The following is a 24,075-nucleotide window of genomic DNA, read 5'->3' on the forward strand; positions in this document are numbered from 1 at the left end:
ATTTGTATAAATTCTGATATGTTATACCTTTAGTAAAAAATTATATTTTTGAGTATACCGCTGCTGTTTATTTTAAGCTTGCTATCATGATTACATCACAATAAATATTTTCCAATAAGTGATAGTGCCGTTGCTTTATACAATTTGGATTATAAAAATTTATAATAGGATGAGTTGCTGCCTTTGCAATCTAAAATTAGGAACAGCAAACGGTGTCTTGTCTCGGCGAATAGATGACTTTTTATTATTCTTTACCTTAATTTTAGCACAAAAAGTTTCTGTTCGAATTATTACTCTGACAAATAGCAATTCAAAATGTAAAAAATAGTTATTATAATAAATAACTTGACATAATAATACATATAGGGTAATATATAATCAATACTATATAATATAATTTGGTATATTATAGTTAATATTTATAACAGAAAACTAATTTTAGCAATATGCACAATATACGGTACAAAAATGTCGTTAAATCTGCGGAAGCTCAAAATATGGTTCGGGGTACTCACTTGGCCGGGAAGTTGAATTTTTATAAAATTTCCTCTTTAGATGGAGCGAGTTTTTATGAACAGTATGAGATTAATACAAACTGCGGATATGAAATGTGACGATGCGGCAATCGCAACAGTCGCAACATGGTGGGGCCGCAATTATGAAATGGCTTTTTCGCAGCTTTGGGATTTTAAATTCTTGCCTGAAGATACTAAAAACCCTAATTTGATTGGTACAAGAATAAAAACTCCGGATGAACTTAGCAAATACATAAACCTTCAAAAGTATCACGATATTCTTACAACGCGATTTGATTGCAAAGATTCGGAGGAATTCGAACATCTTCTTTTGGAGGAAGTTAAAAACGGCCATCCCGTTATGATGGAAATTGACCCACGGAATAAGCCATGGGCAACGAAGCGGGAATTGACGGACAATTTGAGTTTCATTCTGGCATACGATTTTGACAGGGCAAAGAACGGTTTAATCTGCCTTGATATTCATGGTTCTAAGAAAGTCGAATTCCTGCCGATGCAGAACTTTGTGCAGGAGTGTAAATCTCGAAAGACATTTTATTTTGGAGCCTTTTCAAAACTTGAACAGAAAGAAATTCAGATTGACTGGAAAGAGTTTTTACTAAACAGTGTAAACAATATTTGCAAAAATCCCGAAAACGACTATTTTGGCGCAATAAAAAGTTTCGCTGACAGTTTTGAAAACATAGATCTGGAACTTGAGTGCAGTGACTCAAACTTCTACATGTCTCCGATATGCTGGAACATGAGAAATATCTGCAGGTACCGGAATTTATATGCCTTAAGTTTAGAGTACTTAAGTAAAAAGTGCAATAAACGGGAAATTGACGATATAGCGAAAATGTTTATCCAGGCGGGGTCAAAGTGGTATCTTGGATTGGCGCTGCTAACTAAATCGGTTTATGTGAAAAGCATTAATAAAGATATAATAGAACGGATAAAAAAAGCTATATATAATGCTGCGGATTTTGAAAAGGAGATTTGCGAATCAATTTACAAACTTTGCGATACCGGTTCCCTTGCGCAGACTAAAAATTTTGAAGTAAACAGTAAAGATAAAATAAGCGGGAAAAGGTTTTATAACCTGCCCTTGGACAAGTATTTTAACAACAAAGCCTTTTATACTGATGAACATATTGAAGATTTTGACGGTACATTCAGTTGCTTCTTAAAAGATGGCCTGCCTGAAAGCGGTTTAGTATCCGTCGGTGAAAAGACTTTTGATATGAGAAACTGCCTATTGCCCAAAATGGACAATATCTCCTGCAGGTCTCAGACGATTAACATTGATTTCAATGAGCGCATTAGTGGAATTTACCTTTTATGCTGTGCCGAGTGGGGCAATTTCTATGAGAACATAAAAATAATCTATAAAGACAATCATACTGAAAATTGTTACGTGACCTTCGCGGACTGGATATACAAAACTACATATCAAGGGTTAACGATAGCCTGGCAAGGCAAGGGTATGTATGAGAACAGGGAAAAAACTGCAGACGTTTTTATATTCGAGCAAGCCTTTCCGGTAAACAATGAGGAGATAAAGGCAATAGAGCTGCCTTATTTGCCAAACTGCCATATATTCGCAATAACATTAAGCTACTAAAGCTGCGCGTTGCGAGAAGGAGGGGCAAGAAAGTGTAAACGGATATCTGCCATAAGAAATTTGACTTATAAAATCTGCCTGATGAGTCAAGTATTTGTAATCAAAAAGAAATGTTACTGAATGACTTTAAAAGAAAGGACATTATAAGTTGAATAGAAAATTAATATGTACGATTGCCTCTCTTAATTATTTTGCCCAGGCCAAAAGCCTTGCTGACAGTATTCTGAAGTATAATAGAAATGTGGATTTTTTCATTTTGATTGCGGACAAAGTATATGATAACTCCATAAAGGACAAAATCGAATCGGTAGAATCCATCAAGAAAGTTTTCTATGTAGAGGACTTGCCTATAGAGAACATTGTTGAGCTTGAGTTCAAGTACGACATTGTTGAGTTCAATACGGCATTGAAGCCATTCTTTTTAGAATACCTACTAAACCGCTTCGACTATGACAGTGTTGTCTATATTGATCCAGACATCCTGCTTTTTAATAACCTTAAAAAACTATTTGAGCTGCAGAAATCGAATTCTATTATTTTAACGCCGCACCTTCTGGATAATACAAAGAACGATAAACAGATTATAGATTTTTTAAGTTACGGTATCTTCAATCTGGGCTTTATCTCAGTCAAGAATGATATTAACGGAAAAAGGCTGCTTTCATGGTGGAAAAGCATACTTAAAGACTATTGTTATCTGGATCTTAACCGTTCGTTGGCCTGGGATCAGAAATGGATGGACTTTGCGCCTGCACTTTTTGATTCGGTTTATATACTGAAAGACCCTGGGTATAATTTTGCGTATTGGAACATGAATGAGCGCGTCATCACAAAGCGCCGTAATGCTTTCTATGTCAATTCAAAATACAAATTGACCTTTGTCCACTTCAGTCATTACAGACCACAATATAAAGATAAGATAGCCTATATAGATGATTTTGAACTGCGCTATAAAATTAGAGTTACATCTGAAATCACAGAGATTTTTCAAACTTACTATGATACACTCATGAAGAACGGCTATGAAAATTATAGCAAACTGCCTTATGGTTTTTCATGTTTCGACAATGGGGAACCGATTCAGGCAGCGCACAGAAGGCTTTATGGTAACCTGTTAAGATTAAACCGACATGTTGGTAATCCATTTGAAACGTCAAGTGAGGATTGTTTCTATAACTACTCACAAAAGGTATTTCTCAACCTATGATAGCAGGGATACTCCATCCATGTAAGGTTAGGGAAATGTCAGAAACTCCTAATTATTCTTAAAATCATAGCACAAAGAAAGCTTTGTGCTACATAAAAAATGGGAATCGCCTTAATAGGCGATTCCCATTTTTATTATGTTAACTTGCTCTCAGGACTCGTAATGATTACTTGTAAAGCTCAACCAGCTTCAACAGATGCTCATAACGATCCTTTGCAACCTTTTCAGACTCTTTGAACAACTTTTCAGCACGATCCGGGAATGCACGCTGCAGACGTGTATAACGCGTTTCGTTCTTGAGGAAGTCTTGGTAAGAACCGTCGCCCGGCTTTGAGGTCAGAGTGAACGGATTCTTGCCTTCGGCCTTAAGAGCAGGATTGAAGGAGAAGAGGTTCCAGTAACCGGCCTTAACAGCGGCTTTCATCTCATCCTGGCAGTGGTTCATGCCGCCCTTGATACCGTGGAGTTCGCAGGGAGCATAACCGATAATGAGTGAAGGACCTTTGTAAGCTTCGGCCTCGAGAAGGACTTTAAGAGTCTGGGCAGGATTGGCGCCGAGAGCGATCTGTGCTACATAGACATAGCCATAGCTCATAGCGATTTCTGCAAGGCTCTTCTTGCTGACTTCCTTACCGGCAGCAGCGAACTGGCAAACTTCACCGATGTTGGAAGCCTTGGAAGCCTGTCCGCCTGTATTGGAGTACATTTCTGTATCGAAGACCATGACATTTACGTCCTCGCCGGAAGCAAGTACATGATCCAATCCGCCGAAGCCGATATCATAGGCCCATCCGTCACCGCCGAAGATCCAGATGGACTTCTTGGACAGGTACTGTTTCTTTTCTAGGATTTCTTTTGCTGTCTCGCAGCCAGCTTTAGCGGCTTTCTCAAGTTCAGCGATCAAAGCCTTAGCGGCAGGAGCATTCTCTCTTGTGTTGTCTTTTGTATCGAGGAACTTCTGGGCAGCGGCCTTGAACTCATCTGTCGCCTTATCGGAAGCCATCATCTGCTCAACCTTAGCGATGAGATGGTCACGAATGACTTTCTGACCGAGATACATACCAAAGCCATGCTCAGCGTTATCCTCGAACAGGGAGTTAGCCCATGCAGGACCTTGCTGAGAATCCTTATTTACTGTGTAAGGACATGTTGCAGCAGGACCACCCCAGATAGATGAGCATCCTGTAGCATTGGTAATATACATATGCTCACCAAAGAGCTGAGTAATCAAGCGAGCGTAAGAGGTTTCAGCGCAGCCAGCGCAGCTACCAGAGAACTCAAGCAGCGGCTGATTGAACTGTGAACCTTTTACTGTAGTATCAGCCGGCATACCGGGCTTCCTGCCAACATTGGCGACTAAGTAATCGAATACAGGCTGCTCTTCCAACTGAGTTTCCTGAGGTACCATTGTAATAGCCTTGGTCGGGCAAACAGTTACGCACTCGCCGCATCCCATGCAGTCCAGAGGAGATACGCTCATAGTGTACTTGTATTCGCTGGCCTTCGGCTTTGTATCAGCAAGCTTAATGTTCTTCGGAGCAGCTTTGATTTCATCTTCGCTCAGCATGAACGGACGGATTGTAGCATGTGAGCATACAAATGCACACTGGTTGCACTGAATGCACTTATTTGCATCCCATTCAGGAACCATAACAGCGGTACCGCGTTTCTCATAAGCGGAAGCGCCGAGTTCAAACTGTCCGTCAGCATAATCCATAAATGAGGATACAGGCAGGCTGTCGCCATCCATCAATGCGATAGGCTGCATAAGATTCTTAACCATCTTAACGGTTGCAGGACGTCCAGTGAGCTCTTTTGCAGGAGCGTCAGGTTCCGGATTAGCCCAAGAAGCAGGTACTTCGACCTTGTGAATAGCGTCGACACCAGCGTCGATTGCCTTATAGTTCATTTCGACAACGGCGTCACCCTTCTTGCCGTAGGTCTTCTTAGCAGCTTCTTTCATGTACTTGACAGCGTCTTCAATCGGCATGATGTTGGCCAGCTTGAAGAATGCAGCCTGAAGTATGGTGTTAGTGCGCTTGCCCATACCGATTTCAATTGCTTTGTCAATAGCGTTGATTGTATAAACCTGAATGTTGTTTTCAACGATATATTTCTTAGCCTCAGCATTCAGTTTCTGGCCGAGTTCTTCATCGGACCACTGGCAGTTGATCAAGAAGATTCCGCCGGGCTTTACGTCCTGAACCATCTTGTATCCTTTTACGATGTAAGAAGGACTATGGCATGCAACAAAGTCCGCCTGATTTATGTAATAAGCACTCTTAATAGGCTTGTCACCGAAGCGGAGGTGGGAGATTGTTACGCCGCCGGTCTTCTTGGAGTCGTACTGGAAGTATGCCTGAACGTATTTATCAGTGTGGTCACCGATAATCTTGATGGAGTTCTTGTTAGCACCGACAGTACCGTCACCGCCGAGACCCCAGAACTTGCATTCTACTGTGCCCTTCGGAGCAGTGATCGGAGCGGGTTTAACCTCCGGCAGGCTGAGGTTGGTAACGTCATCGACGATACCGATTGTGAAGCGAGATTTCGGAGCATCCTTCTTCAGTTCTGTATATACAGCAAATACAGATGACGGAGGAGTATCTTTTGAACCAAGACCATAACGGCCGCCTGTTACGATAATGTCGTTCAGTCCAGCTTCACGGAGAGTTGCAGCAACATCAAGATAAAGCGGTTCGCCAAATGAGCCGGGTTCCTTTGTACGGTCAAGGACAGCAATCTTCTTAACAGTCTTCGGAAGGACTTTCAAGAATGATTTGGCAACCCACGGACGGTACAGACGGACTTTGATCAGACCGACTTTCTCACCGGCAGCTGTCAGATAATCGACAACTTCTTCAGCAACGTCGCAGATGGAGCCCATAGCGACTATGACGCGTTCGGCGTCCGGCGCACCGTAGTAGTTAAACAGATCGTAGTTTGTACCGAGCTTTTCATTGATTTTAGCCATGTATTTTTCAACGACTGCCGGCAGCTGATTGTAAACGGTATTGCAGGCCTCACGGTGCTGGAAGAAGATATCTCCGTTTTCATGAGAACCGCGCATTGACGGATTTTCCGGATTCAGTGCATGATTGCGGAAAGCCTTGACGGCATCCATGTTGCACATTTCTTTGAGGTCCTCATAGTCCCATTTTTCGATTTTCTGAATCTCGTGGGATGTACGGAAACCGTCGAAGAAGTTGATGAACGGAACTCTTCCTTCAATTGCAGAGAGGTGTGCTACCGGAGCCAGGTCCATGACTTCCTGAGGATTGGATTCAGCGAGCATAGCAAAACCAGTCTGACGGCATGCGTATACGTCGCTGTGGTCACCGAAGATGTTCAGAGCATGTGTAGCAACTGTACGAGCGGACACATGGAATACGGCCGGGAGCAGCTCACCAGCTATTTTATACATATTCGGGATCATAAGGAGAAGACCCTGGGAAGCTGTGAATGTTGTTGTTAAAGCACCTGCAGCAAGGGAGCCGTGGACTGTACCAGCAGCACCTGCTTCAGATTGCATTTCGACAACTTTAACCTGATTACCAAAGATGTTCTTCTGACCTGCGGCAGACCATTGGTCAACACAGTCGGCCATAGGGCTTGACGGAGTTATAGGATAGATACCGGCAACTTCTGTAAACGCATAAGCTACATAAGCCGCAGCGGTATTGCCATCCATTGACTGTTTAGCTCTAGACATTTAAATCCTCCTTTATTATAAAGGCTAATTATTTCAAGGCAGATTGCCCAGATAATCGACATTAATTTTAACATTAAAATTAAATTTTGTAAAGGTTTTTATGCCCTCCCTTTCCTTTATGAAACAAGGCTTAAAGCATTTCGTTTTTAAATCGACGATTCTTAAAAAGAATGCCTATTTGCTTTGATTTCCGGGGCAATATAACAATACATAGCGGTTGCGTTATATTTAAATTCGACAGCCAAAGCGGCGCGGTATTTAGCACTTTTAAACAGTATTTATTATAAAAGTTTATTAAAGCTTGTGCGTGATATTGATAAAAAAATAACAATTTTTTCGACACCAAATATCAAATTTTGCGGCGAGAACGTATAAAATCTATCTCAATGCAGCCAGCCTTATTTTAGCCGCTGATCTACTTTATAGAAATTTTCCCACGGGTCACTGCCTTTGATTCTTTCCAGAGCATCTTTCATGCCAATGCCGTTGGGGGACACAGTATCAAGCTCATCCCATGAGATAGGCATTGAAACAGGCGCGCCTTTTTTCGCCCTTATGGAATAGGGGGCGATACTTGTGGCGCCTCTTGCGTTTCGTATCCAGTCAATGAAAATCTTGTTTTTGCGCTTATCCTTTCTGATATTGCTTGTGTATCGGTCCGGCCACTTCTGTTCCATGACCTCGGCAATCCGCTTTGCAAAATCGTGGAACGAGTTCCAGTCCGCCGAGGGGCTGAAGGGTACGACAATATGGTATCCTTTGCCGCCGCTTGTCTTGAGATATGAAATCAGCGACAATTGGTCGAGAATGCTTTTTAGATCCCGGACGCCCTGACGTACTTGTTCGAGCTCCATCCCTTCGTCGGGGTCGAGGTCAAACACCATCATATCCGGTTTTTCCAGATTGTCCGCGCGGCTGCCCCAGATATGAAATTCCAGCGTGCCCATCTGAGCTTCGTAGACAAGTCCGGTCATGTTTTCTATATAGAAATAATCTTCTGTTTCCCCGCTGCTGGTTTCGATCGGCAGCGTAACTGTCCCTTGACCGCCTGGACCGGGGTGCTTTTTAAAGAAACAGGAGGACGAAATTCCTTTGGGGCAGCGGACGATGCTGAGAATCCTGTTGCCGACATACGGCATCATACGTTCAGCGACCGCTGCGTAATACTGAACCACCTCAACCTTTTTGATTACCGGGTACTCAAAAATTATCTTGTCCGGATTGCTTATCTTGACCCCTTCGATGATTATGCTGTTTCCGGTTGCTTTCGTTGGAGCCTTTGCTAAAGTTTCGGACGGTTGTTCCGCTTTTGTATTCTCGCCAGTCTGCATTTCATCACCTGTGCTTTCTATTTTTATATCTTTCGGATCTTTGTCTGTCCGCAGGCCCTTGAAACTTGCCTGTCTCAAGAGATTATCTTCTGTCCACTCAGTAAACTTGATTTCCGCGACAAGTTCAGGCTCAAGCCAGAATACTTTTTCATTTTTCTTTGGGGCAGGTACTTGCTTGAAAGGAGACGTTTCCCTTATTAATGTCTCAAACTTACTTTCAAGTTCCCGCATCTCCCGCATAGAAAAACCTGTTCCGGCGCGCCCGGCGTAAATCAATTCATTCTCTTGATAAAACCCCAAGAGCAGCGAGCTTACCCCGCCCGCTTTTTTGTCTGAAAGCGTATAACCGCCTATCACGAATTCCTGCCTTTTGTCGCATTTGAGCTTAATCCAGTCTCCGTTTCTTGTGCCGCTGTAAACGGAATCTGCCTTTTTGCCCACTATCCCCTCAAGGTTCAGTTCGCAGGCCGCTTTGAAGCTTTCTTTGCCGTTTCCCCTGACATGCTTGCTGAAATAAATGTTGTCTGGTGAAGTTTTCAAAAGGTTTTCAAGGGTTTCTTTTCGCTCAATCAGGGGGCGTCCTCTCAAGTCCACTCCGTCCAACGCCAGAAGGTCAAAGACGATATAGACAAGGTTCTTGCCGCCCCGGTTTTTTAAATAGCTTTGCAGGGCCTGAAAATCCGTTCTTCCTTGCGGGTCGGTGACCACCATCTCACCGTCGAGTATCATCGGCCTTCCGTTTGCCCATTCGATGAGCGAATCCGCGATACTCTGAAACTTGCCGGTATAGTCGTTGCCGTTTCTTGTTATGAGCCGCGCACTGTTTCGCTCCAAATAAGCCAGAATCCGGTAGCCATCGTATTTAACCTCAAAAAGCCAATCCTGCCCCTCAGGGACAGTGTTTACAAGCTTTGCAAGCTGCACATCTGCGTGGCTTATGGGGTTTTTTATAAACTTTTCATCTCCTCCTCTGCCGATTTCCTCCATGGTGCGGCCGGTTTTGATGCTTGTATCAAACTCTGATATGCCTTCATCGTCCTGTGCGTACTCGTCCTTTTCCTTTAAAAAAATCCAGTTGTCCTTTTTCTCGCCCTCTTTTGCTTTCAAACGGATCAAGACCCATTTTCCCTTGAGCCGCCTGCCTTTGAGAACAAATTTGAGGGAACCCGCGCTCAGCCCCTCATCCACATCATTCTGCGGTTCCCAAAAGCCCTCGTCCCAGAGCATTACGGTGCCGCCGCCGTATTCGCCCTTTGGTATAGTCCCCTCAAAACTCCTGTAATCCAAAGGGTGATCTTCAACCTTAACAGCGAGCCTTTTGTCTTTGGGGTTATACGACGGCCCTTTAGGCACCGCCCAGCTTAATAGAACCCCATTCCACTCAAGGCGCAAGTCATAGTGGTCTTTGCGGGCAGCATGGTGTTGAACCGCAAACCTCAGCCCTTCTTCCGGCGTATCTTTGAGGGCCTCACCCACGTCAATGCCTCTGGGTTCTCCGGTTTTCTCAAAGTTTCTTTTTGAATTGTATTCCTTAAGTTTTTCAGTCATTTCACATTACTTACCTTTTATATATAGTTGCTGTTATTCTACTGCAAGTTATGAATTTAAGTAAGCTTTTTATGTATTATCCGCCGCCTGCAGCGGTTTATCCGCAAGTTTATCAAGGCACGACATCTATTTTATTTGACAGTATTTTGGTTAAACTAAACTAGGAGGTGCATATATTTATGCCAGTAGCTCATCGAACCGTCATTTCGTTTGGACTTGTTGCAATTCCTGTGTCAATGTATACGGCGACTCAGGATAACGATATACATTTCCATCAGCTTCATAAGGAGGATCAAGGCCGCATACGGTATAAAAAAACCTGTGCCCACTGCGGAAAAGAACTGAAAAATGAAGATATTATCAGAGGCTATGAATACGATAAGGACCATTATGTTGTTGTGACAGATGAAGAGATAGAGAAAATCAAAACCGAGAAAGAAAAATCAATTCAAATCCTGCATTTTGCGCAGTTAAATCAAATCTCTCCGGTTTATTATGATAAGACGTATCAGGCAGTCCCTGAAAAGGGAGGGGAGAAGGCTTTTGAGCTTCTGCGGGCCGCTTTGATGAGGGAGCAGAAGATTGCGATAGGGAAGACAGTATTAGGAACCAAAGATACGCTGATGGCAATTATCCCGCGTGAGAATGGCATATTGATTTCGACGATGTTTTACCAAGATGATATCAGGGAACTGCAAAGGTCGTATGACATTCCGCAGCCAAACGAGCAGGAGTTAAAAATGGCTCAGGTGCTTATCAACTCGATGGACACGCCCTTTGACCCATCCCAGTATAAAGACGAATATCAAGAAAGGCTCAAACAGCTTATTGAGACTAAAATAGCCGGAAAAGAAGTCGTCCCGGCAAAACAGGAACCGGTCGGCAATGTAATTGACCTCATGGACGCCTTGAAAGCCAGTATAGAAAAGCAGAATGAGGAAAAGGCAAAAAGAGAGAATCAGCCGGCGCCCAAAAGGGCGAGCAAAAAGAAAGGCGCATAACATTATAAGTTTGCGGATAGGTCCCCATACCCGCCCGTTTTTGATATTTCATATGCAGTATGCCCGGAGTATTTTTAGTGATTTTGTCAATTTACTTTTCCTTAAAAATAGTTTAATATACTTTGTGTTGGTGATGGGGCTCACCATAATGCATTACAGATGCTAAAGGCTCCTGCTTTAATTAGTTTAAAGCAGGAGCCTTTTTATGTTTATTTATCACTGCACAATAGGGGTATATCGAGATGAATGTAAGTATGAACAAACTCTTTGCCATTGGATTTGGCGGCTTTATCGGAACGGCCTTGAGGTATGCAATAACCTGCGTTGCCTCTGAATCATTTAACGGTTTCCCAGCCGGCACACTAATCGTAAATGCCGCCGGCGGCTTTATAATGGGTTTTATCATGGAAGCAAGCAGTATATTTCCCATTTCCGAAATTGTGCGGGTATTTCTTACAACAGGCATTTTGGGCGGCCTAACTACATTTTCGACATTCAGTTATGAGACAATATCATTCATATCAGAGGGAAAATACTTAATGGGCGGCTTAAATGCCGGGCTAAATCTATTTTTCGCTTTGTTTGGCTGTTGGGCGGGCAAATTAATTGCTCAACTGTTGTGGTAAAAACCTGTTATTAAATAAAGTTGCGCACAAAACAAAGCGGCGGCTGTTTATCACAGCCGCCGTTTTAACCAACAAAAAGCGAAGGCTTTGCCATATTAACCGCATAAACGCATAAAAAGACCGCCGTAAAACTTACGGCGGTCTTAAGTTCTGGTTGCGGAGGCTGGATTTGAACCAACGACCTTCGGGTTATGAGCCCGACGAGCTACCAGACTGCTCCACTCCGCGATATCTAATTGTTTGATTTGCTCTGTCTCTCGACTGCCTTTATATTATAATACACGATATATTGCATGTCAAGTATAAATTACAAACTTTTTGTTCCATAGCATGAAAATAATGGGATTTATTTTTTGAGTTCATATTGCCGCAAGACTTTGCGCAGGGCTTATCCCTGTTCCTCGGATTTAATCTGGGATAAGCCCTGGCAAGTCCTTAAGAAAACTTATTGTTTGACTGCTTTTATGGCGTCATCGAGGGCTTTAATGACTTTGTCGCACCATGCGTCGAATTCCGGGTCTTCGACTTGAAGTTCCGGGTGCTTTAAGATGTAATTGACAGTTTGCTTAACGCCTTGGTCAAAGCGAACCTGTGCCGTAAAACCGGGAACTAGCCTTTTTAATTTTGTGTTGTCGAAAACGACGGAGTTCGATTTGTCGCCGAGAAGGGACCCATAGAAATCATATTTATCATTGCTGCAGGCCGCTAAAAATTCAGATGAGACGTGGACGGCGTTTAATTTAACGCCCAAAGCGTCGGCGATACATTCATAAATCTGGTTCCAGGTCAGCGATTCGTCAGAGGTAATCTGGACAGCTTGTCCGATGGCGTGAATGTTGTTCATAAGGCCGATGAATGCCCTTGCAAAATCGGAGTTATGCGTCATTGTCCAAAGTGATGTGCCGTCGCCTTGGATAATCACCGGCTTTCCTTCGAGCATACGCTTTGCTACTTGCCAGCTTCCTTTTTCGCCGTGAATACCGAGCGGGATACTGCGTTCATCATAGGTATGGCTGGGCCTTACAATGGTAACAGGGAACCCTGTCTCCCTGTACCGCTTTAACAGATATTCTTCGCAGGCAATCTTTTTTCTTGAATATTCCCAGTAAGGATTTGCAAGCGGTGTGCTTTCTGTAATCCTGTAATCGGAAAGCGGCTTCTGATAAGCGGAAGCTGAACTGATAAAAATATACTGTTTAGTTTTGCCCTCAAACAGCCTTACATCTCTTTCGACATCCGGAGTGTCGAATGCGATAAAGTCTGCGACTACATCAAATGTAAGTCCGTCTAAGAGCTTTGCTGCTGTTTGTTCGTCGTGAATATCCGCTGTTATGGTTTTGACGCTGCCACCGAGTTCGCTGTTTCTTGAGCCACGGTTAAGGAGATACAATTCGTGCCCTGCCTCAATTAGCTGCCTTGAAATAGCCATGCTGATTTTGCCGGTTCCGCCAATGAACAAAACTTTCATAAATTTTGCCTCCGGTAAAAAATAATATGCAGTAAATTGCCGAATTTTATATTGCAAATTTATTATATCACAAACGTTAAGCCCATAACGGGGTTTCATTTGAGTATCTACTAATATTTTACCCGGCAATTACAGTGCCTTATATGCTTGCCGCCAATAGTATTATTATAAAATTTTCCCTGATGTAATATTGCCCTGCACATTCATATATTTAATCATAGGGATAAATACAGCGGGGCGGATATAATGAAACATCTTGTCAGGTATTTAAGAAGCGGCAGAAGGATTAAACAGAGCGATATATTTAGTCTTGATGACACAATAGAATTTTTGTTTAACTCTTATCATGGCTATCCCAACAATGATGAAAAGCAAAGGCAGTTTATGATTGACAAATATAAGAATGAGCTTGCGGTGATATATCGTTATAATATTCGAAGGATAAGGCGTACCTTGCGAAAAAGCGATGAATATTATGAAAAGTATTTTGAGACCGGTATCGGGAACGATTACTATAACCTTATCTGGAGTGTAAGAAAGCTTAAGTCAATTATATCTGCGTCGAATATCAAGCCCATAAAGATGGAAACGGATAAGCTTATAAACCTCGTCAACTTAAGTGGAATCACCAAAAACGGGCTTAGGCGGGCAAAACATAACAAAAGGCCCATTATAGTCGCCGAATTCCCGTATCTCAATCAGCGTTATCTGGTAGTCGACGGCAATCACAGGCTTTATTACAGGGCGAAGAGGGGAGACAGGCTTATAGACTGCTATTTGCTTTCCCCGCAGCAGCATAAAAAGGCAATGGTAAACGATTTGTTTCGCTATATTTTTGATCTAAATGCCGAATTAGGTAACGTCCTGCACAGGAAGATATTGTAGTTTAATAATAAATACATAAAAAACGGCCGTCTCAAAGTAAATTTCTTTGAGACGGCCGTTTTGCGCAGTTACAAGATTGGTATTTAAATATATATTCAGCTTGGAGGGGTTACTTAGAATCAGCCTTTTTGGCCGTAATAGGCGTTTGGACCGTGTTTACGCAAAAAGTGCCTATCGAGCAGCTCTTGCTGCATGGGGCCTTTATCAGCACCGGGCAGCGTAAGTGTATGCCATGCCAACATAGCCACTTCTTCGAGAACTACGGAATGATAAACCGCTTCTTCCGGCGAACTGCCCCATGTGAAAGGCCCGTGTGAATGGACAAGGACGCCGGGGACATAGTCGGGATTCATGCCAGAGAAACGCTCTATTATGACTTTGCCAGTTTCCTTTTCATATTCTCCCTCTATTTCCTCGCGCGTCATCTTTCTAGTGCAGGGAACTTCACCATAAAAATAGTCTGCGTGAGTTGTTCCGAGAGCGGGTATGCCCAGACCTGCCTGCGCCCAAATGGTTGCCCAGCGTGAATGTGTATGGACAATACCGCCGATGTTTTTAAATGCTTTGTAAAGCTGCAAATGTGTCGGTGTATCTGAAGAAGGGTTAAGTTTGCCCTCAACTTTATTGCCGTCCAAATCTACCACAACCATATCTTCAGCCTTAAGCTCTTCATATGGTACACCGGAAGGTTTAATTACGACAAGCCCGCTCTCGCGGTCAATGCCGGAAACATTGCCCCATGTGAATACAACAAGGTTGTGCTTTGGAAGGTCAAGATTTGCTTTTAAAACGCGCTGTTTCAATTCTTCGAGCATAGATTTCGACTCCTTAAAAATATATTAGATGTTTACTTTTGTATCAGCGCTGCAAAGTTGTGCATATACGGCTACTGCATATCAGCGCACTATATGCTCAACGGCGGCGCGCTCGGCAGCCAAACCGCCAATGTAGCGGTTAAGGTAAGTCGAAAAGCCTTTTTTGTCGTCTGGCTCTGGTGAAACTATGTCGTATTTAGCAGAAGCAAAGACTTTATTTGCCAAGAAATCCTCCAAAGTTTCGTTTTCACCTTTTTGCTTCATATATGCCGCAAGCAGAGCCATTCCCCAGGGACCGCCTTCTCCCGCGGTTTCCATAACCGCCACAGGCACATTGAGCGCAGCGGACAAAAACTTTTGTGCAACACCCTTGGCCTTGAAAAGACCGCCGTGTCCCAGCAGCTTCTCTACCTTAACGCCTTCTTTTTCAGTCAGGATATCCATGCCGATTTTGAGCGTGGCCATTGTGGAATAAACAAGGCTCCGCATAAAGTTTTTGAGGTTGAACTTGGCGTCTGGCAGACGGGCGAAAAGGGGCCTTCCCTCAGACAGCTCCGTAATCGGTTCACCGGAGAAGTAATTATAATGCACAAGGCCGCCTGCATCGGTATCTGCTTCCAAAGTCTTGAAGTAAAGTTGGTCATAAAGCTTATACTTGGGAACGTTGACTCCAAACTCAACGAGCACCTCGTTAAACAACTTAATCCATGCGTCCAGATCGCCGGTGCAGTTATTGCAATGTACCATCGCTACTGGTTTGCCGGTAGGGGTGGTTACCATATCAAGCTCGGTGTAGACTTTGGAAAGCTCTTTGTCAAGCACCACCATTGCAAACACCGATGTACCGGCGCTTACATTTCCTGTGCGCACCGCAACGCTGTTTGTGGCAGTCATACCGGTGCCGGCATCGCCCTCGGGCGGGCACATTGGGATACCCGGCTGTAATGTTCCGGTAGGATCCAGCAATTTTGCTCCTTCAGCGGTTAATGTTCCGGCTTCTTCACCGGCGGTCAATACTTTTGGCAAAATGCTGTCGAGTGACCATTTGAAATTGTATTCGGCTATCAGCTGCTTAAATTGCTCCATCATCCGGCTGTTATAATTGAGCGTATTGCTGTCAATCGGGAACATGCCCGACGCCTCGCCGATGCCGAGTACCTTTTGGCCGGTCAGTTTCCAATGCACATATCCAGCCAATGTTGTCAGGAAGGCGATATCTTTTACATGAGATTCCTTGTTTAGAATCGCTTGATACAGATGCGCAATACTCCACCGCTGGGGTATATTGCATTTGAAAACATCAGTTAATTTTGCTGCCGCCTGTTCTGTGATTGTATTACGCCATGTGCGGAAAGATGTCAGCAGGTTATCATTGGCGTCGAACGGCAGATAACCATGCATCATGCCAGAGATACCTATAGCTCCCACCGTTTTTAGCTTTAGGCCGTATTTATCCTGCACATCAGCGGCCAACTTGGCATAGGCGTCCCGGATACCTGTCCAGATATCGTCGAGGGTGTATGTCCATATTCCGTTTTCAAGGCGGTTTTCCCAATCATGTGCTCCGGAGGCGATTGGAGTATAATCTGGGCCAATTAATACCGCCTTGATCCGTGTGGAACCAAACTCGATTCCAAGTGCTGTTTGCCCCTTTTCAATAAACTCTTTCAATGCAAATCACCTTTCTATGGTTTTTATTCTGCAGCGCATTAACTTCCCGCAATCGGGAATTTTTAGACATTAGTAGAATTGTCCGAACCTTTTCTGACTATTAGATACAAGGCGACTATGACAAAGCACTGGTTCGGTTCACACTTCTATTTATCTATGATGCCGCAGTTTCACATAAATTATCGCAAAATTTTGTAGTCTGAGTCTTGCGCCGACGCTGGAACTCGCCTAAATATGTATCCCTATACTACTGTTATGCTAACCAGAGCCGGCTAATGAGGAAAAGTTTTGTTCATATTTTCTATAAGTCATACGTATGTTATATTTATCCGTACAACTAATTATATAATAGAACACCACAATATGTATGTCAAGGAATACGCGGTTCATATTTTTTTACGGAATCCCGGACGATAAGCTCAGATTTGAGATAAATTTTAATCTGAGATTTGTCATTTTTTTTCTTTGACATCAATTCCAGCAGCGTTCTGGCGGCGGATTCTCCCATGTCCTTTCGCGCGTGTGTAACAGATGTCAGCTTAACATGAGATAGTTCGCAGAGATCTGAATTATCAAATCCAACAACGGAGATATCTGACGGGACAGATATGCCGTTGCGCTCAAAAGTCTGCATGGCTTTCACCGCTATTTGGTCATTGTAACAAATCAGTGCGGAAATATCTTTAAACCTCTGCAAAAAAAGGCGATCGTATTCCGGGCGGAAAATGGATTCCATATTTTCAGTAGTGTACCAGATAAAAGAATCTTCACATATTGGGACATGCCTTTCGTATAAGGCTTTTTCTATTCCGCGGAAACGTCTGTGCCCCTGTATATCATCTAACTTAAATATTCCGCCTATTTTCCTGTGCCCTTGATCCAACAAATAATCAGCAACCATTTTTCCGGAGCCTTCATCGTCCATCATCACGTATGAGCTTTCAAAATCAGGATAGTTGCTGTTGATAAATACTATTGGGATATTGCGTGACTTTATTGTTTCAAGGAGTGCGATGTTCGGGTTGACAAGTGTGCTCTTTGTGCCTTCGATAATAAGTCCGTCGATATTCTGATCCAGCATAGAGCGCAGGCAAGCGGTTTCTTTTTCAGTTTTGTTTTCTGTAATCCCGAGGCTTAAGGAGTATCCATGCTGAGTCAGGACTGTTTCTATACCCCTTATTATGCTCGGGAAAATATAGTCGTCGAGATATGTAGTAATGACGCCGATAACATTGCTTCGGTTTAACGCAGTACTTGTATTTTTAACAAATGTGCCGCTTCCATGCCGCTTTTCGAGCAACCCTTCATTGGTTAAAAGCTCTATTGCCCGCCGAACGGTATAACGGCTCAATGAAAATTGTGATGCCAATTCATTTTCGGGCGGTATTTTGTCGCCATATTTAAGTGTCCCATTGAGTATTTGATTCTTTAGATGATGATACAGGCTTTCATATTTATATTTAAGTCCTTCCAATACCCTACTCCTTTCGTTATTTTTACATCTTTCCGGCATACGTCTTGACTGCTTCCTGCAGAACCTTTCCCGCGATAGGGCCTGATACCTTGCTGCCTGCGCCGCCGTTTTCAACGACCACGACAAAGGCGAGGGGGCAGTCCTTTCTGTCCAAGAACCCAGCAAACCACGCGTTTGGCTGCTGACCGTTAATCTGAGCGGTACCGGATTTTGCACACAGGTGGAGGCCGGGGTAATTTCTTTCACCGTAATTTAGGATAGTGTCGTTGCGCATATACGTTTTAATTTTGTCGGCGGTGTCAGGTGACAACACACTGGTTTGTTTGCTCTTTGAGTTTAAAAGGAGCTTTGGCGTAACCCTGACGCCGTTATTTGCGATGGCCCCCATGTAAGCCATAAAGGTAGCCGGGTTTGCGGTGTCGGTATATTGTCCGATGCCTGCCCAACCCAAATCGGTTTTGCTTGCGGCAGTGACATCTACTTTTCCCTGTGCGGTTTTTATGCCGTCTATATACATAACAGAGTTAAACCCTGCTTTTTGTGCGTATGCTTGTAATTGATTTGCGCCGGCCTCTATAGCAAGCTCGGCGAAGGCGGTATTACATGAGTTTGCAAGCGCCTCGCTAAGATTTTGCTTCCCGTGGGAAGAAGGGCACGTCACCTTTCCGCCGTCGATTTTAAGTGTCCCGTTGCATCTAAAGGTCCTGTCAGTTACGCCTGAAATATTATCAATTGCGGCGGCAAGCGTCACGAGTTTAAAGACAGAGCCAGGGGTATATGTCGACGACAGCAGCCTGTTCATATATATTCCATTGTGTTCTTCCGAATCCGGGTCAACTTTCGGAGGATTTTCCGGGTCGAAGGACGGGGTGCTGACCATGCAGAGGATATCGCCGGTTTTATAGTTGTATACGCCGACCGTTCCGTGGCGCCCAGCCAAAGCCTCATAGGCGACAGCACATAGCTTTGCGTCAATAGTGAGGCTGATGGCGTTTCCGCTTCCATTGCCATGATAGACGCCGTTTACAAGGTTCCAGCCGCTCAACTGCTTTTTAAAAGCATACAATGCGCCGGTTGAAACATTGCCTTCGGAATCGCCTACCGCATGCATGACTGCGGTGCGTATCGTTTTATCCGAATTATATTTTACTTTGCCGCCTTCAGTGCTGAAAAGGGTAAGCCCATTCCGGTCATAGATTGTACCTGTACTTATCCGGCCGTTTTTATATATGTGCTTGTTTCCGGAATAGAACACCCATGTTGAAGCATTCTTTAAATAAGAGCTGACAAAGAATACTATTCCGAATATAAAGAATCCAAGGAGGAATAAAACTATGACAGCACGCCGAGATTGAATTTTCATGTTCTAAAAGTCCGTCCCTTTCAGGTTAAACTTTTGACTGCTCTGCGTGGCACAAACCGCTCGGATTTGATGAACACAAGCAGACACCAGCAGGTGACGATTGATGAACCGCCGTTTGAGACAAACGGCAGCGTTACGCCGGTGAGCGGAAGTATATCCACCGAGCCGAAAACATTGAGCGCGGTCTGCATAAGGAAAATGGCGGCGACCCCACAGGCCGATATCGAATAAAAAGATGAGCGGCAGCTTTTTACAGAAAACACAGCATAAAAGGCAAAGAACACTATTACGAAAACCACCGTGAGGGCGATAATAAGCCCCCATTCCTCGCAGACAATTCCGAATACGAGGTCGGTATCGGAAGCAGCGACATTTTTAAGATATCCTTTCCCGCCTCCGACGCCCAAAAGACCGCCGCTTGCAGAAGCGACCATAGTGCGCGTCTGCTGATAACCTTTGGAGTTTGCATATTCCCACGCATGCCTCCAAACGGCGAAGCGCGATGAAACGTACGGCATGAAGGAAATAACGGCGAGTCCGGCGAGACCGGCGCCGGCACAGATAAGTGCAATGGTTCGCAGGTCACCGGAGCGCATAAACGCAATGACGACGAAGGCGCAGAAAAAGACCAGCGCTGTGCCGAAATCCTTTGTAATCGCAAGTGTGCCGATACATGCGCCGGAAAAGACTATGAACGAAGTCAGGTTTCGCGTTGTGAGCAATCGGTCAAGGGTTGCCGCTCCGGCGAGCACAAACGCGACCTTGACAAACTCCATCGGCTGAATTGTGAATAAACCGAGGCTTATCCAGTTTCTGGCTCCATTTCGAACTTGTCCAAGAAAAATGTTGAGCAAAAGGAGGACGACCGCAGCGGCCATTATTACATATTTAACTTTCTGCGCGCGGTCAAGATCTCGGAGTAGGAAAAGGAAAACGGAATAACCCGCAATACCGATAATGATTGCAACAAATTGCTTTATGACAGCGTTGGGTGAGCGGGTTGCCACGGCGAAAAGCCCTATCCCGCAGAGGAAATATGCGAGCATCTCAAGTTCAAAAGACTTTACCCCGTGTTTAAAAATGAAATAATGGATACTCTCCGCAACTATGAACAAGAAGAAAGCGAGTATTACGGTGGGTTTGATGTCTTTGCCCGCTGCCAAAAAGAGCTGAAGTGCGCCCAAAATCTGAAAAATAACAATCATCAGCATAGTGCTGCCGGGGGACAATTGCACGCCGCTGTTTTCTTCAGTGCGTTCAGCAATCGCTGCCGCGTCGGCGTTTCTCAGCCTGAGTTCAAGGCCAGCGAGGGAAATAACATCACTTTCGGTAACGATGGTCGGTTCGGTTATATCCTCGCCGTTTACCTGAACGCCGCCTTTGGAATCAAGGTCGGTTATCACCCAATGGCCTTCGGAAAGGGTAATAACTGCATGGCTTCGCGAAATAAACGGGAAGTTCAGAACAACATCGCTCAGCCTGCTTCGTCCGATTGAATTTTCCCAATGATAGAGCGGCAGTTCTACGCCATTTTGCATGATGAGATATCCCCATGGGGCGCTCTTCCGGCGCTTTGAAATAAGGGGCAGCACGCATCTGACCACAATAGCTATAGCGAGCAACGGCATTATCCACCGGACTGCAAAGGTATAAATCTGCGAAAAAGTCGATAAAAATGCAGATACAAAATCAATTGATGAACTTGTTAAATCAACATCGCAGAATAGATTGTTCAAATTAAGGACTGCAACTTCCATATTACAGACTAAAGACAATATAATCCGTTTCTCCTGACTTAAAAATTAATTATTTTTCATTTTATCGCAATGCAGAATAAATTTCAACTTGCCAGAAAAGGAAATCCCCGCCTTTTGGGCGGGGACGATGATGTAGCTAATTTTATGTTATTGGGCTGCTTTCATGGCGTTCTCGAGGTCGTCTATAAGGTCGTTGACGTCTTCAAGGCCTATTGACAGCCGTATCGTTGTCGGAGTAATACCGGCGGCGGCAAGCTGTTCGTCGGAAAGCTGACTATGTGTTGTCGAAGCCGGATGGATTACGAGTGAGCGGACATCGCCGACGTTTGCAACGTGTGAGAAGATTTGTAGTGACTCAATAAACCTTTCGCAGGTTTTTCTGTCGCCGTTGAGGCCGAAAGTGAATACGCCGCCGCACCCGCGAGGCAGGTACTTCTGAGCGAGTTCGTAATATTTGCTTGATTTAAGCCCAGGATAGTTGACAAACTTGACATATGGGCTTTCGCTCAGGTATTCTGCTATACGCTGGGCATTTTCAGAGTGCCTCTGCATTCTCAGCGACAGCGTTTCAACACCCTGAAGGATTAAATATGAGTTAAACGGCGAGGCAACGGCACCGTAATCGCGCATTACGTTGGCGCGCAGTTTGTTGATAAAGGCCGCGTTGCCGCAGTCTTTTGCATAAACAATGCCGTGATAGCTTTCGTCCGGGTTGTTGAAATCGGGGAAGCGTGGATTGCCGAGCCATTCAAAGCGGCCTGAATCAACGACAATACCCTCCATAGATGAGCCGTGCCCGCCAAGGAATTTGGTCGCCGAATGGATGACAATATCGGCACCCCATTCAATTGGCCGCAGGAGGTAAGGCGTAGTAAAGGTGGAATCGACTATAAGGGGAATACCGTGGCTGTGCGCAATTTTTGCAATTCTTTCGATATCTGCCACATTTGCGTTCGGGTTGCCGACGGCTTCAACGAAGAACGCCTTGGTGCGGTCTGTCACTGCGGCTTCCCAAGCGTCGAAATCGTCCGGGTCGACGAAGTTTACTTTAATGCCGAGCTTCTTTAAAGATACTCCCATCATGTTAATGGCGCCGCCGTAAATGCAGATAGACGAAACAATCTCATCGCCCTGTGAGCAAAGATTTGCGAAGGTCATAAACATCGCCGCGTGTCCGGAAGAGGCCGCAAGTCCTCCTATACCGCCGTCAAGGGCTGCGATACGCTTTTCAAGGACATCGTTTGTAGGATTTTGGAGCCTTGTATAGATATTGCCTTCTTCTTTTAATGCGAACAGGTCGCGGGCATGTTTTACGTTTTTAAATACATACGCCGTTGTCTGATAAATCGGAAGACCCCGCGAAAGTGTATCGGTATCCGGTGTTTGTCCCGCGTGGATCATAAGGGTGTCAAAACCTGGTTTTTTCATTTTGTCTAACTCCTTTTTAATTTATCGTTTCATTTTTGCTCAAAGGCTGTTATAATTATTACAGATGTGCTTTAGAGAAGCCTAAAATTATTTTAAATAAATTCAGAATTTACATAGTTCTTATATATAATACATCTATTTTAGAGGAGTTGTCCATGCGTAAACCAATAAAAAGTGTAATTTTTTTGCTGATTTTTTGCTTAACACTATCGGAATTTTCTGCATTAAAGGCATCTGCCCTATGGAATCCTCCCACAACGCCAACAGTTAATGCTGTATACCTTATCAATACAGACGTCAATACTGTTATCTACCAGAAAAATCAAAATGAAAAAGTATATCCGGCGTCTATAACGAAACTTATGACGGCAATACTCGTTTGTGAAAAATTTAAAGACAAATTAGATACAAAGGTAACTGTAGAACAAGAGGATCTCGCTGAACTTACTCCTTATGACAGCAAGGTTCCGCTGAAAGCCGGGGAAGAGCTGACAATTGAGCAGCTTTTAAACTGTATTCTTATCAAGTCCGGCGATGACGCAGCGAATACGCTCGCGCGCGTAACCTCCGGTTCGGTTGAGGATTTTGTCGAACAAATGAATAAAAAGGCCAAGGAAATAGGCCTTAAGAATACTCACTATGTAAACCCACACGGGCTCCATGACCCGGATCATTATACGACTGCTGTCGACGTCTACATTCTTGCAAAGTATGCAATGACGATACCCAAACTTAAAAGCATTGTTGCCACACAGACATATAAATTGCCGCCGACCAACATAGTTAAAGAAGAGCGCATTTTAAGAAACACCAATTATCTTATCATGGAGAACATGACTAAGAGCTATTATAAATATGTTAAGGGCATAAAGACGGGTTCCACGACGCCGGCGGGCAAATGTCTCGTATCCTATGCCGAAAAAGACGGAAAGACGTATTACTGCGTTGCAATGGGCGGTGAGATGAAAGACGGTGTCAACACCGCTTTTTCAGAGACAAAGGCTTTGTATAAGTGGGTTTTCGGGAACTTTGATATAAAACCAGTAGTGAAAACCACTGACACTGCTGCCCAGGTTTCAGTTGAGCTTGCCGCGAACAAAACCAAGCTGCTTTTGAAGCCAGAAACCCAGTTGAATGCATTAGTTCCTAACTCCTTTAAAACTTCTGACCTCAAGATTGATGTGCATGTGCCGAGCAGAGTCACAGCCCCCATCAAAAAAGGTGATGTGATAGGCAGCGAAGATGTAATGCTTATCACCGCAGACGGGAAATTGCAGAAGTTAGGCACCGTGAAACTGGTGGCGAGCGAAAATGTTGACCGCAGCATGTCGCTTTATATCCTTTCCATAATAACAAAATTCTTCAATTCCATATGGTTCAAGATAGTTGCGGTGCTGCTGGTAATTTTGCTTATTGTTTATATAATACTCAGCGTTCACTTTAACAAACGCAAGCGCATGCTTAACAGGCGAAGAATGAAGAAATATAAATATAAAAGATATTAAGAAAAGCCCCGGTATTAATGATATGATCCTCCTAAAGTAGACCATGGAAATATCCAAAACTACTTTAGGAGGATTTTTTATGGGTAAATCACCGCATAGTGCCGAATGGAAGTTAAGGATTATAAATGAATATCTATCAGGGCGA

Annotated in this window: 15 protein-coding genes, 1 tRNA gene and 1 riboswitch; of the genes, 6 read left to right on the forward strand and 10 right to left on the reverse strand. The window is 44.0% G+C overall.

Annotated features, from left to right (window positions below; genetic code table 11):
* Window positions 1-570 precede the first annotated feature (570 nt).
* A complete protein-coding gene (locus tag V6C21_RS03735) occupies window positions 571-2,139 on the forward strand; it encodes a hypothetical protein (protein ID WP_479268367.1) in 1,569 nt (522 codons plus the stop codon).
* A 148-nt stretch (window positions 2,140-2,287) separates the two neighbouring features.
* Window positions 2,288-3,346, forward strand: a complete 1,059-nt coding sequence (locus V6C21_RS03740) for a glycosyltransferase family protein (RefSeq protein ID WP_479268368.1) — start codon at window positions 2,288-2,290, stop codon at window positions 3,344-3,346.
* Window positions 3,347-3,512: 166 nt separating this feature from the next.
* Here the strand turns inward: V6C21_RS03740 and nifJ are convergent, their stop codons facing one another.
* The gene (nifJ, locus tag V6C21_RS03745) at window positions 3,513-7,058 is read right to left on the reverse strand and encodes a pyruvate:ferredoxin (flavodoxin) oxidoreductase (protein ID WP_479268369.1); all 3,546 of its coding nucleotides are present in this window, start codon (window positions 7,056-7,058) and stop codon (window positions 3,513-3,515) included.
* 398 nt (window positions 7,059-7,456) lie between these two features.
* Window positions 7,457-9,937 carry a DNA ligase D gene (gene ligD / locus V6C21_RS03750; RefSeq protein ID WP_479268370.1) on the reverse strand — a complete coding sequence of 827 codons (2,481 nt, stop codon included), beginning with the start codon at window positions 9,935-9,937 and terminating at the stop codon, window positions 7,457-7,459.
* A 179-nt stretch (window positions 9,938-10,116) separates the two neighbouring features.
* Here ligD and ku point away from each other — a divergent pair, with 179 nt between their 5' ends.
* Both ku and crcB read left to right on the forward strand, forming a co-directional pair.
* Window positions 10,117-10,938: a non-homologous end joining protein Ku gene (ku, locus tag V6C21_RS03755; protein ID WP_045085323.1), complete on the forward strand. Its 822-nt coding sequence runs from the start codon at window positions 10,117-10,119 to the stop codon at window positions 10,936-10,938.
* A 120-nt stretch (window positions 10,939-11,058) separates the two neighbouring features.
* Window positions 11,059-11,120: riboswitch (Fluoride riboswitch) on the forward strand.
* 60 nt (window positions 11,121-11,180) lie between these two features.
* Window positions 11,181-11,564: a fluoride efflux transporter CrcB gene (gene crcB / locus V6C21_RS03760; protein WP_479268371.1), complete on the forward strand. Its 384-nt coding sequence runs from the start codon at window positions 11,181-11,183 to the stop codon at window positions 11,562-11,564.
* A gap of 151 nt (window positions 11,565-11,715) precedes the next feature.
* On the opposite strand, the gene V6C21_RS03765 is transcribed toward crcB, so the two are convergent.
* Both V6C21_RS03765 and V6C21_RS03770 read right to left on the reverse strand, forming a co-directional pair.
* Window positions 11,716-11,792: transfer RNA gene (locus V6C21_RS03765), tRNA-Met, on the reverse strand.
* Window positions 11,793-12,009: 217 nt separating this feature from the next.
* Window positions 12,010-13,032: an SDR family oxidoreductase gene (locus tag V6C21_RS03770; RefSeq protein WP_045085324.1), complete on the reverse strand. Its 1,023-nt coding sequence runs from the start codon at window positions 13,030-13,032 to the stop codon at window positions 12,010-12,012.
* A 246-nt stretch (window positions 13,033-13,278) separates the two neighbouring features.
* Here V6C21_RS03770 and V6C21_RS03775 point away from each other — a divergent pair, with 246 nt between their 5' ends.
* Window positions 13,279-13,917 carry a hypothetical protein gene (locus V6C21_RS03775; protein ID WP_034838785.1) on the forward strand — a complete coding sequence of 213 codons (639 nt, stop codon included), beginning with the start codon at window positions 13,279-13,281 and terminating at the stop codon, window positions 13,915-13,917.
* A gap of 119 nt (window positions 13,918-14,036) precedes the next feature.
* Here V6C21_RS03775 and araD read toward each other — a convergent pair whose 3' ends face one another.
* From araD to V6C21_RS03805, 6 genes are all read right to left on the reverse strand, one after another.
* Window positions 14,037-14,732, reverse strand: coding sequence for an L-ribulose-5-phosphate 4-epimerase (araD, locus tag V6C21_RS03780; RefSeq protein WP_034838787.1), 696 nt, complete (start codon window positions 14,730-14,732; stop codon window positions 14,037-14,039).
* A gap of 81 nt (window positions 14,733-14,813) precedes the next feature.
* The gene (locus V6C21_RS03785) at window positions 14,814-16,403 is read right to left on the reverse strand and encodes a xylulokinase (RefSeq protein WP_479268372.1); all 1,590 of its coding nucleotides are present in this window, start codon (window positions 16,401-16,403) and stop codon (window positions 14,814-14,816) included.
* Window positions 16,404-16,773: 370 nt separating this feature from the next.
* Complete coding sequence (locus tag V6C21_RS03790; RefSeq protein WP_479268373.1) at window positions 16,774-17,877, reverse strand: substrate-binding domain-containing protein; 1,104 nt, start codon at window positions 17,875-17,877, stop codon at window positions 16,774-16,776.
* A gap of 22 nt (window positions 17,878-17,899) precedes the next feature.
* Window positions 17,900-19,240: a penicillin-binding transpeptidase domain-containing protein gene (locus V6C21_RS03795; protein WP_045085326.1), complete on the reverse strand. Its 1,341-nt coding sequence runs from the start codon at window positions 19,238-19,240 to the stop codon at window positions 17,900-17,902.
* Between the two features lie 20 nt (window positions 19,241-19,260).
* Complete coding sequence (locus tag V6C21_RS03800; RefSeq protein WP_052659836.1) at window positions 19,261-20,997, reverse strand: FtsW/RodA/SpoVE family cell cycle protein; 1,737 nt, start codon at window positions 20,995-20,997, stop codon at window positions 19,261-19,263.
* 147 nt (window positions 20,998-21,144) lie between these two features.
* On the reverse strand, window positions 21,145-22,425 hold the full coding sequence (locus tag V6C21_RS03805; RefSeq protein WP_034838797.1) for an O-acetylhomoserine aminocarboxypropyltransferase/cysteine synthase family protein: 1,281 nt from the start codon (window positions 22,423-22,425) through the stop codon (window positions 21,145-21,147).
* A gap of 155 nt (window positions 22,426-22,580) precedes the next feature.
* On the opposite strand from V6C21_RS03805, the gene V6C21_RS03810 reads away from it, so the two are divergent.
* Window positions 22,581-23,930: a D-alanyl-D-alanine carboxypeptidase family protein gene (locus V6C21_RS03810; RefSeq protein WP_479268374.1), complete on the forward strand. Its 1,350-nt coding sequence runs from the start codon at window positions 22,581-22,583 to the stop codon at window positions 23,928-23,930.
* The last annotated feature ends 145 nt before the right edge of the window (window positions 23,931-24,075 follow it).

The sequence above is a fragment of the [Clostridium] cellulosi genome, assembly GCF_036762875.1.
GTDB classification, from domain to species: Bacteria; Bacillota; Clostridia; order Oscillospirales; family Ethanoligenentaceae; genus Ruminiclostridium_D; species Ruminiclostridium_D cellulosi.

What these genes read in the sequence shown, in the direction of transcription:
- V6C21_RS03735 (WP_479268367.1), top strand. Translation starts at nt 571, where the DNA reads ATGAACAGTATGAGATTAATACAAACTGCGGATATGAAATGTGACGAT.
- ligD (WP_479268370.1), bottom strand. Translation starts at nt 9,937, where the DNA reads ATGACTGAAAAACTTAAGGAATACAATTCAAAAAGAAACTTTGAGAAA.
- V6C21_RS03775 (WP_034838785.1), top strand. Translation starts at nt 13,279, where the DNA reads ATGAAACATCTTGTCAGGTATTTAAGAAGCGGCAGAAGGATTAAACAG.
- V6C21_RS03770 (WP_045085324.1), bottom strand. Translation starts at nt 13,032, where the DNA reads ATGAAAGTTTTGTTCATTGGCGGAACCGGCAAAATCAGCATGGCTATT.
- crcB (WP_479268371.1), top strand. Translation starts at nt 11,181, where the DNA reads ATGAATGTAAGTATGAACAAACTCTTTGCCATTGGATTTGGCGGCTTT.
- V6C21_RS03810 (WP_479268374.1), top strand. Translation starts at nt 22,581, where the DNA reads ATGCGTAAACCAATAAAAAGTGTAATTTTTTTGCTGATTTTTTGCTTA.
- araD (WP_034838787.1), bottom strand. Translation starts at nt 14,732, where the DNA reads ATGCTCGAAGAATTGAAACAGCGCGTTTTAAAAGCAAATCTTGACCTT.
- nifJ (WP_479268369.1), bottom strand. Translation starts at nt 7,058, where the DNA reads ATGTCTAGAGCTAAACAGTCAATGGATGGCAATACCGCTGCGGCTTAT.
- V6C21_RS03800 (WP_052659836.1), bottom strand. Translation starts at nt 20,997, where the DNA reads ATGGAAGTTGCAGTCCTTAATTTGAACAATCTATTCTGCGATGTTGAT.
- ku (WP_045085323.1), top strand. Translation starts at nt 10,117, where the DNA reads ATGCCAGTAGCTCATCGAACCGTCATTTCGTTTGGACTTGTTGCAATT.
- V6C21_RS03795 (WP_045085326.1), bottom strand. Translation starts at nt 19,240, where the DNA reads ATGAAAATTCAATCTCGGCGTGCTGTCATAGTTTTATTCCTCCTTGGA.
- V6C21_RS03805 (WP_034838797.1), bottom strand. Translation starts at nt 22,425, where the DNA reads ATGAAAAAACCAGGTTTTGACACCCTTATGATCCACGCGGGACAAACA.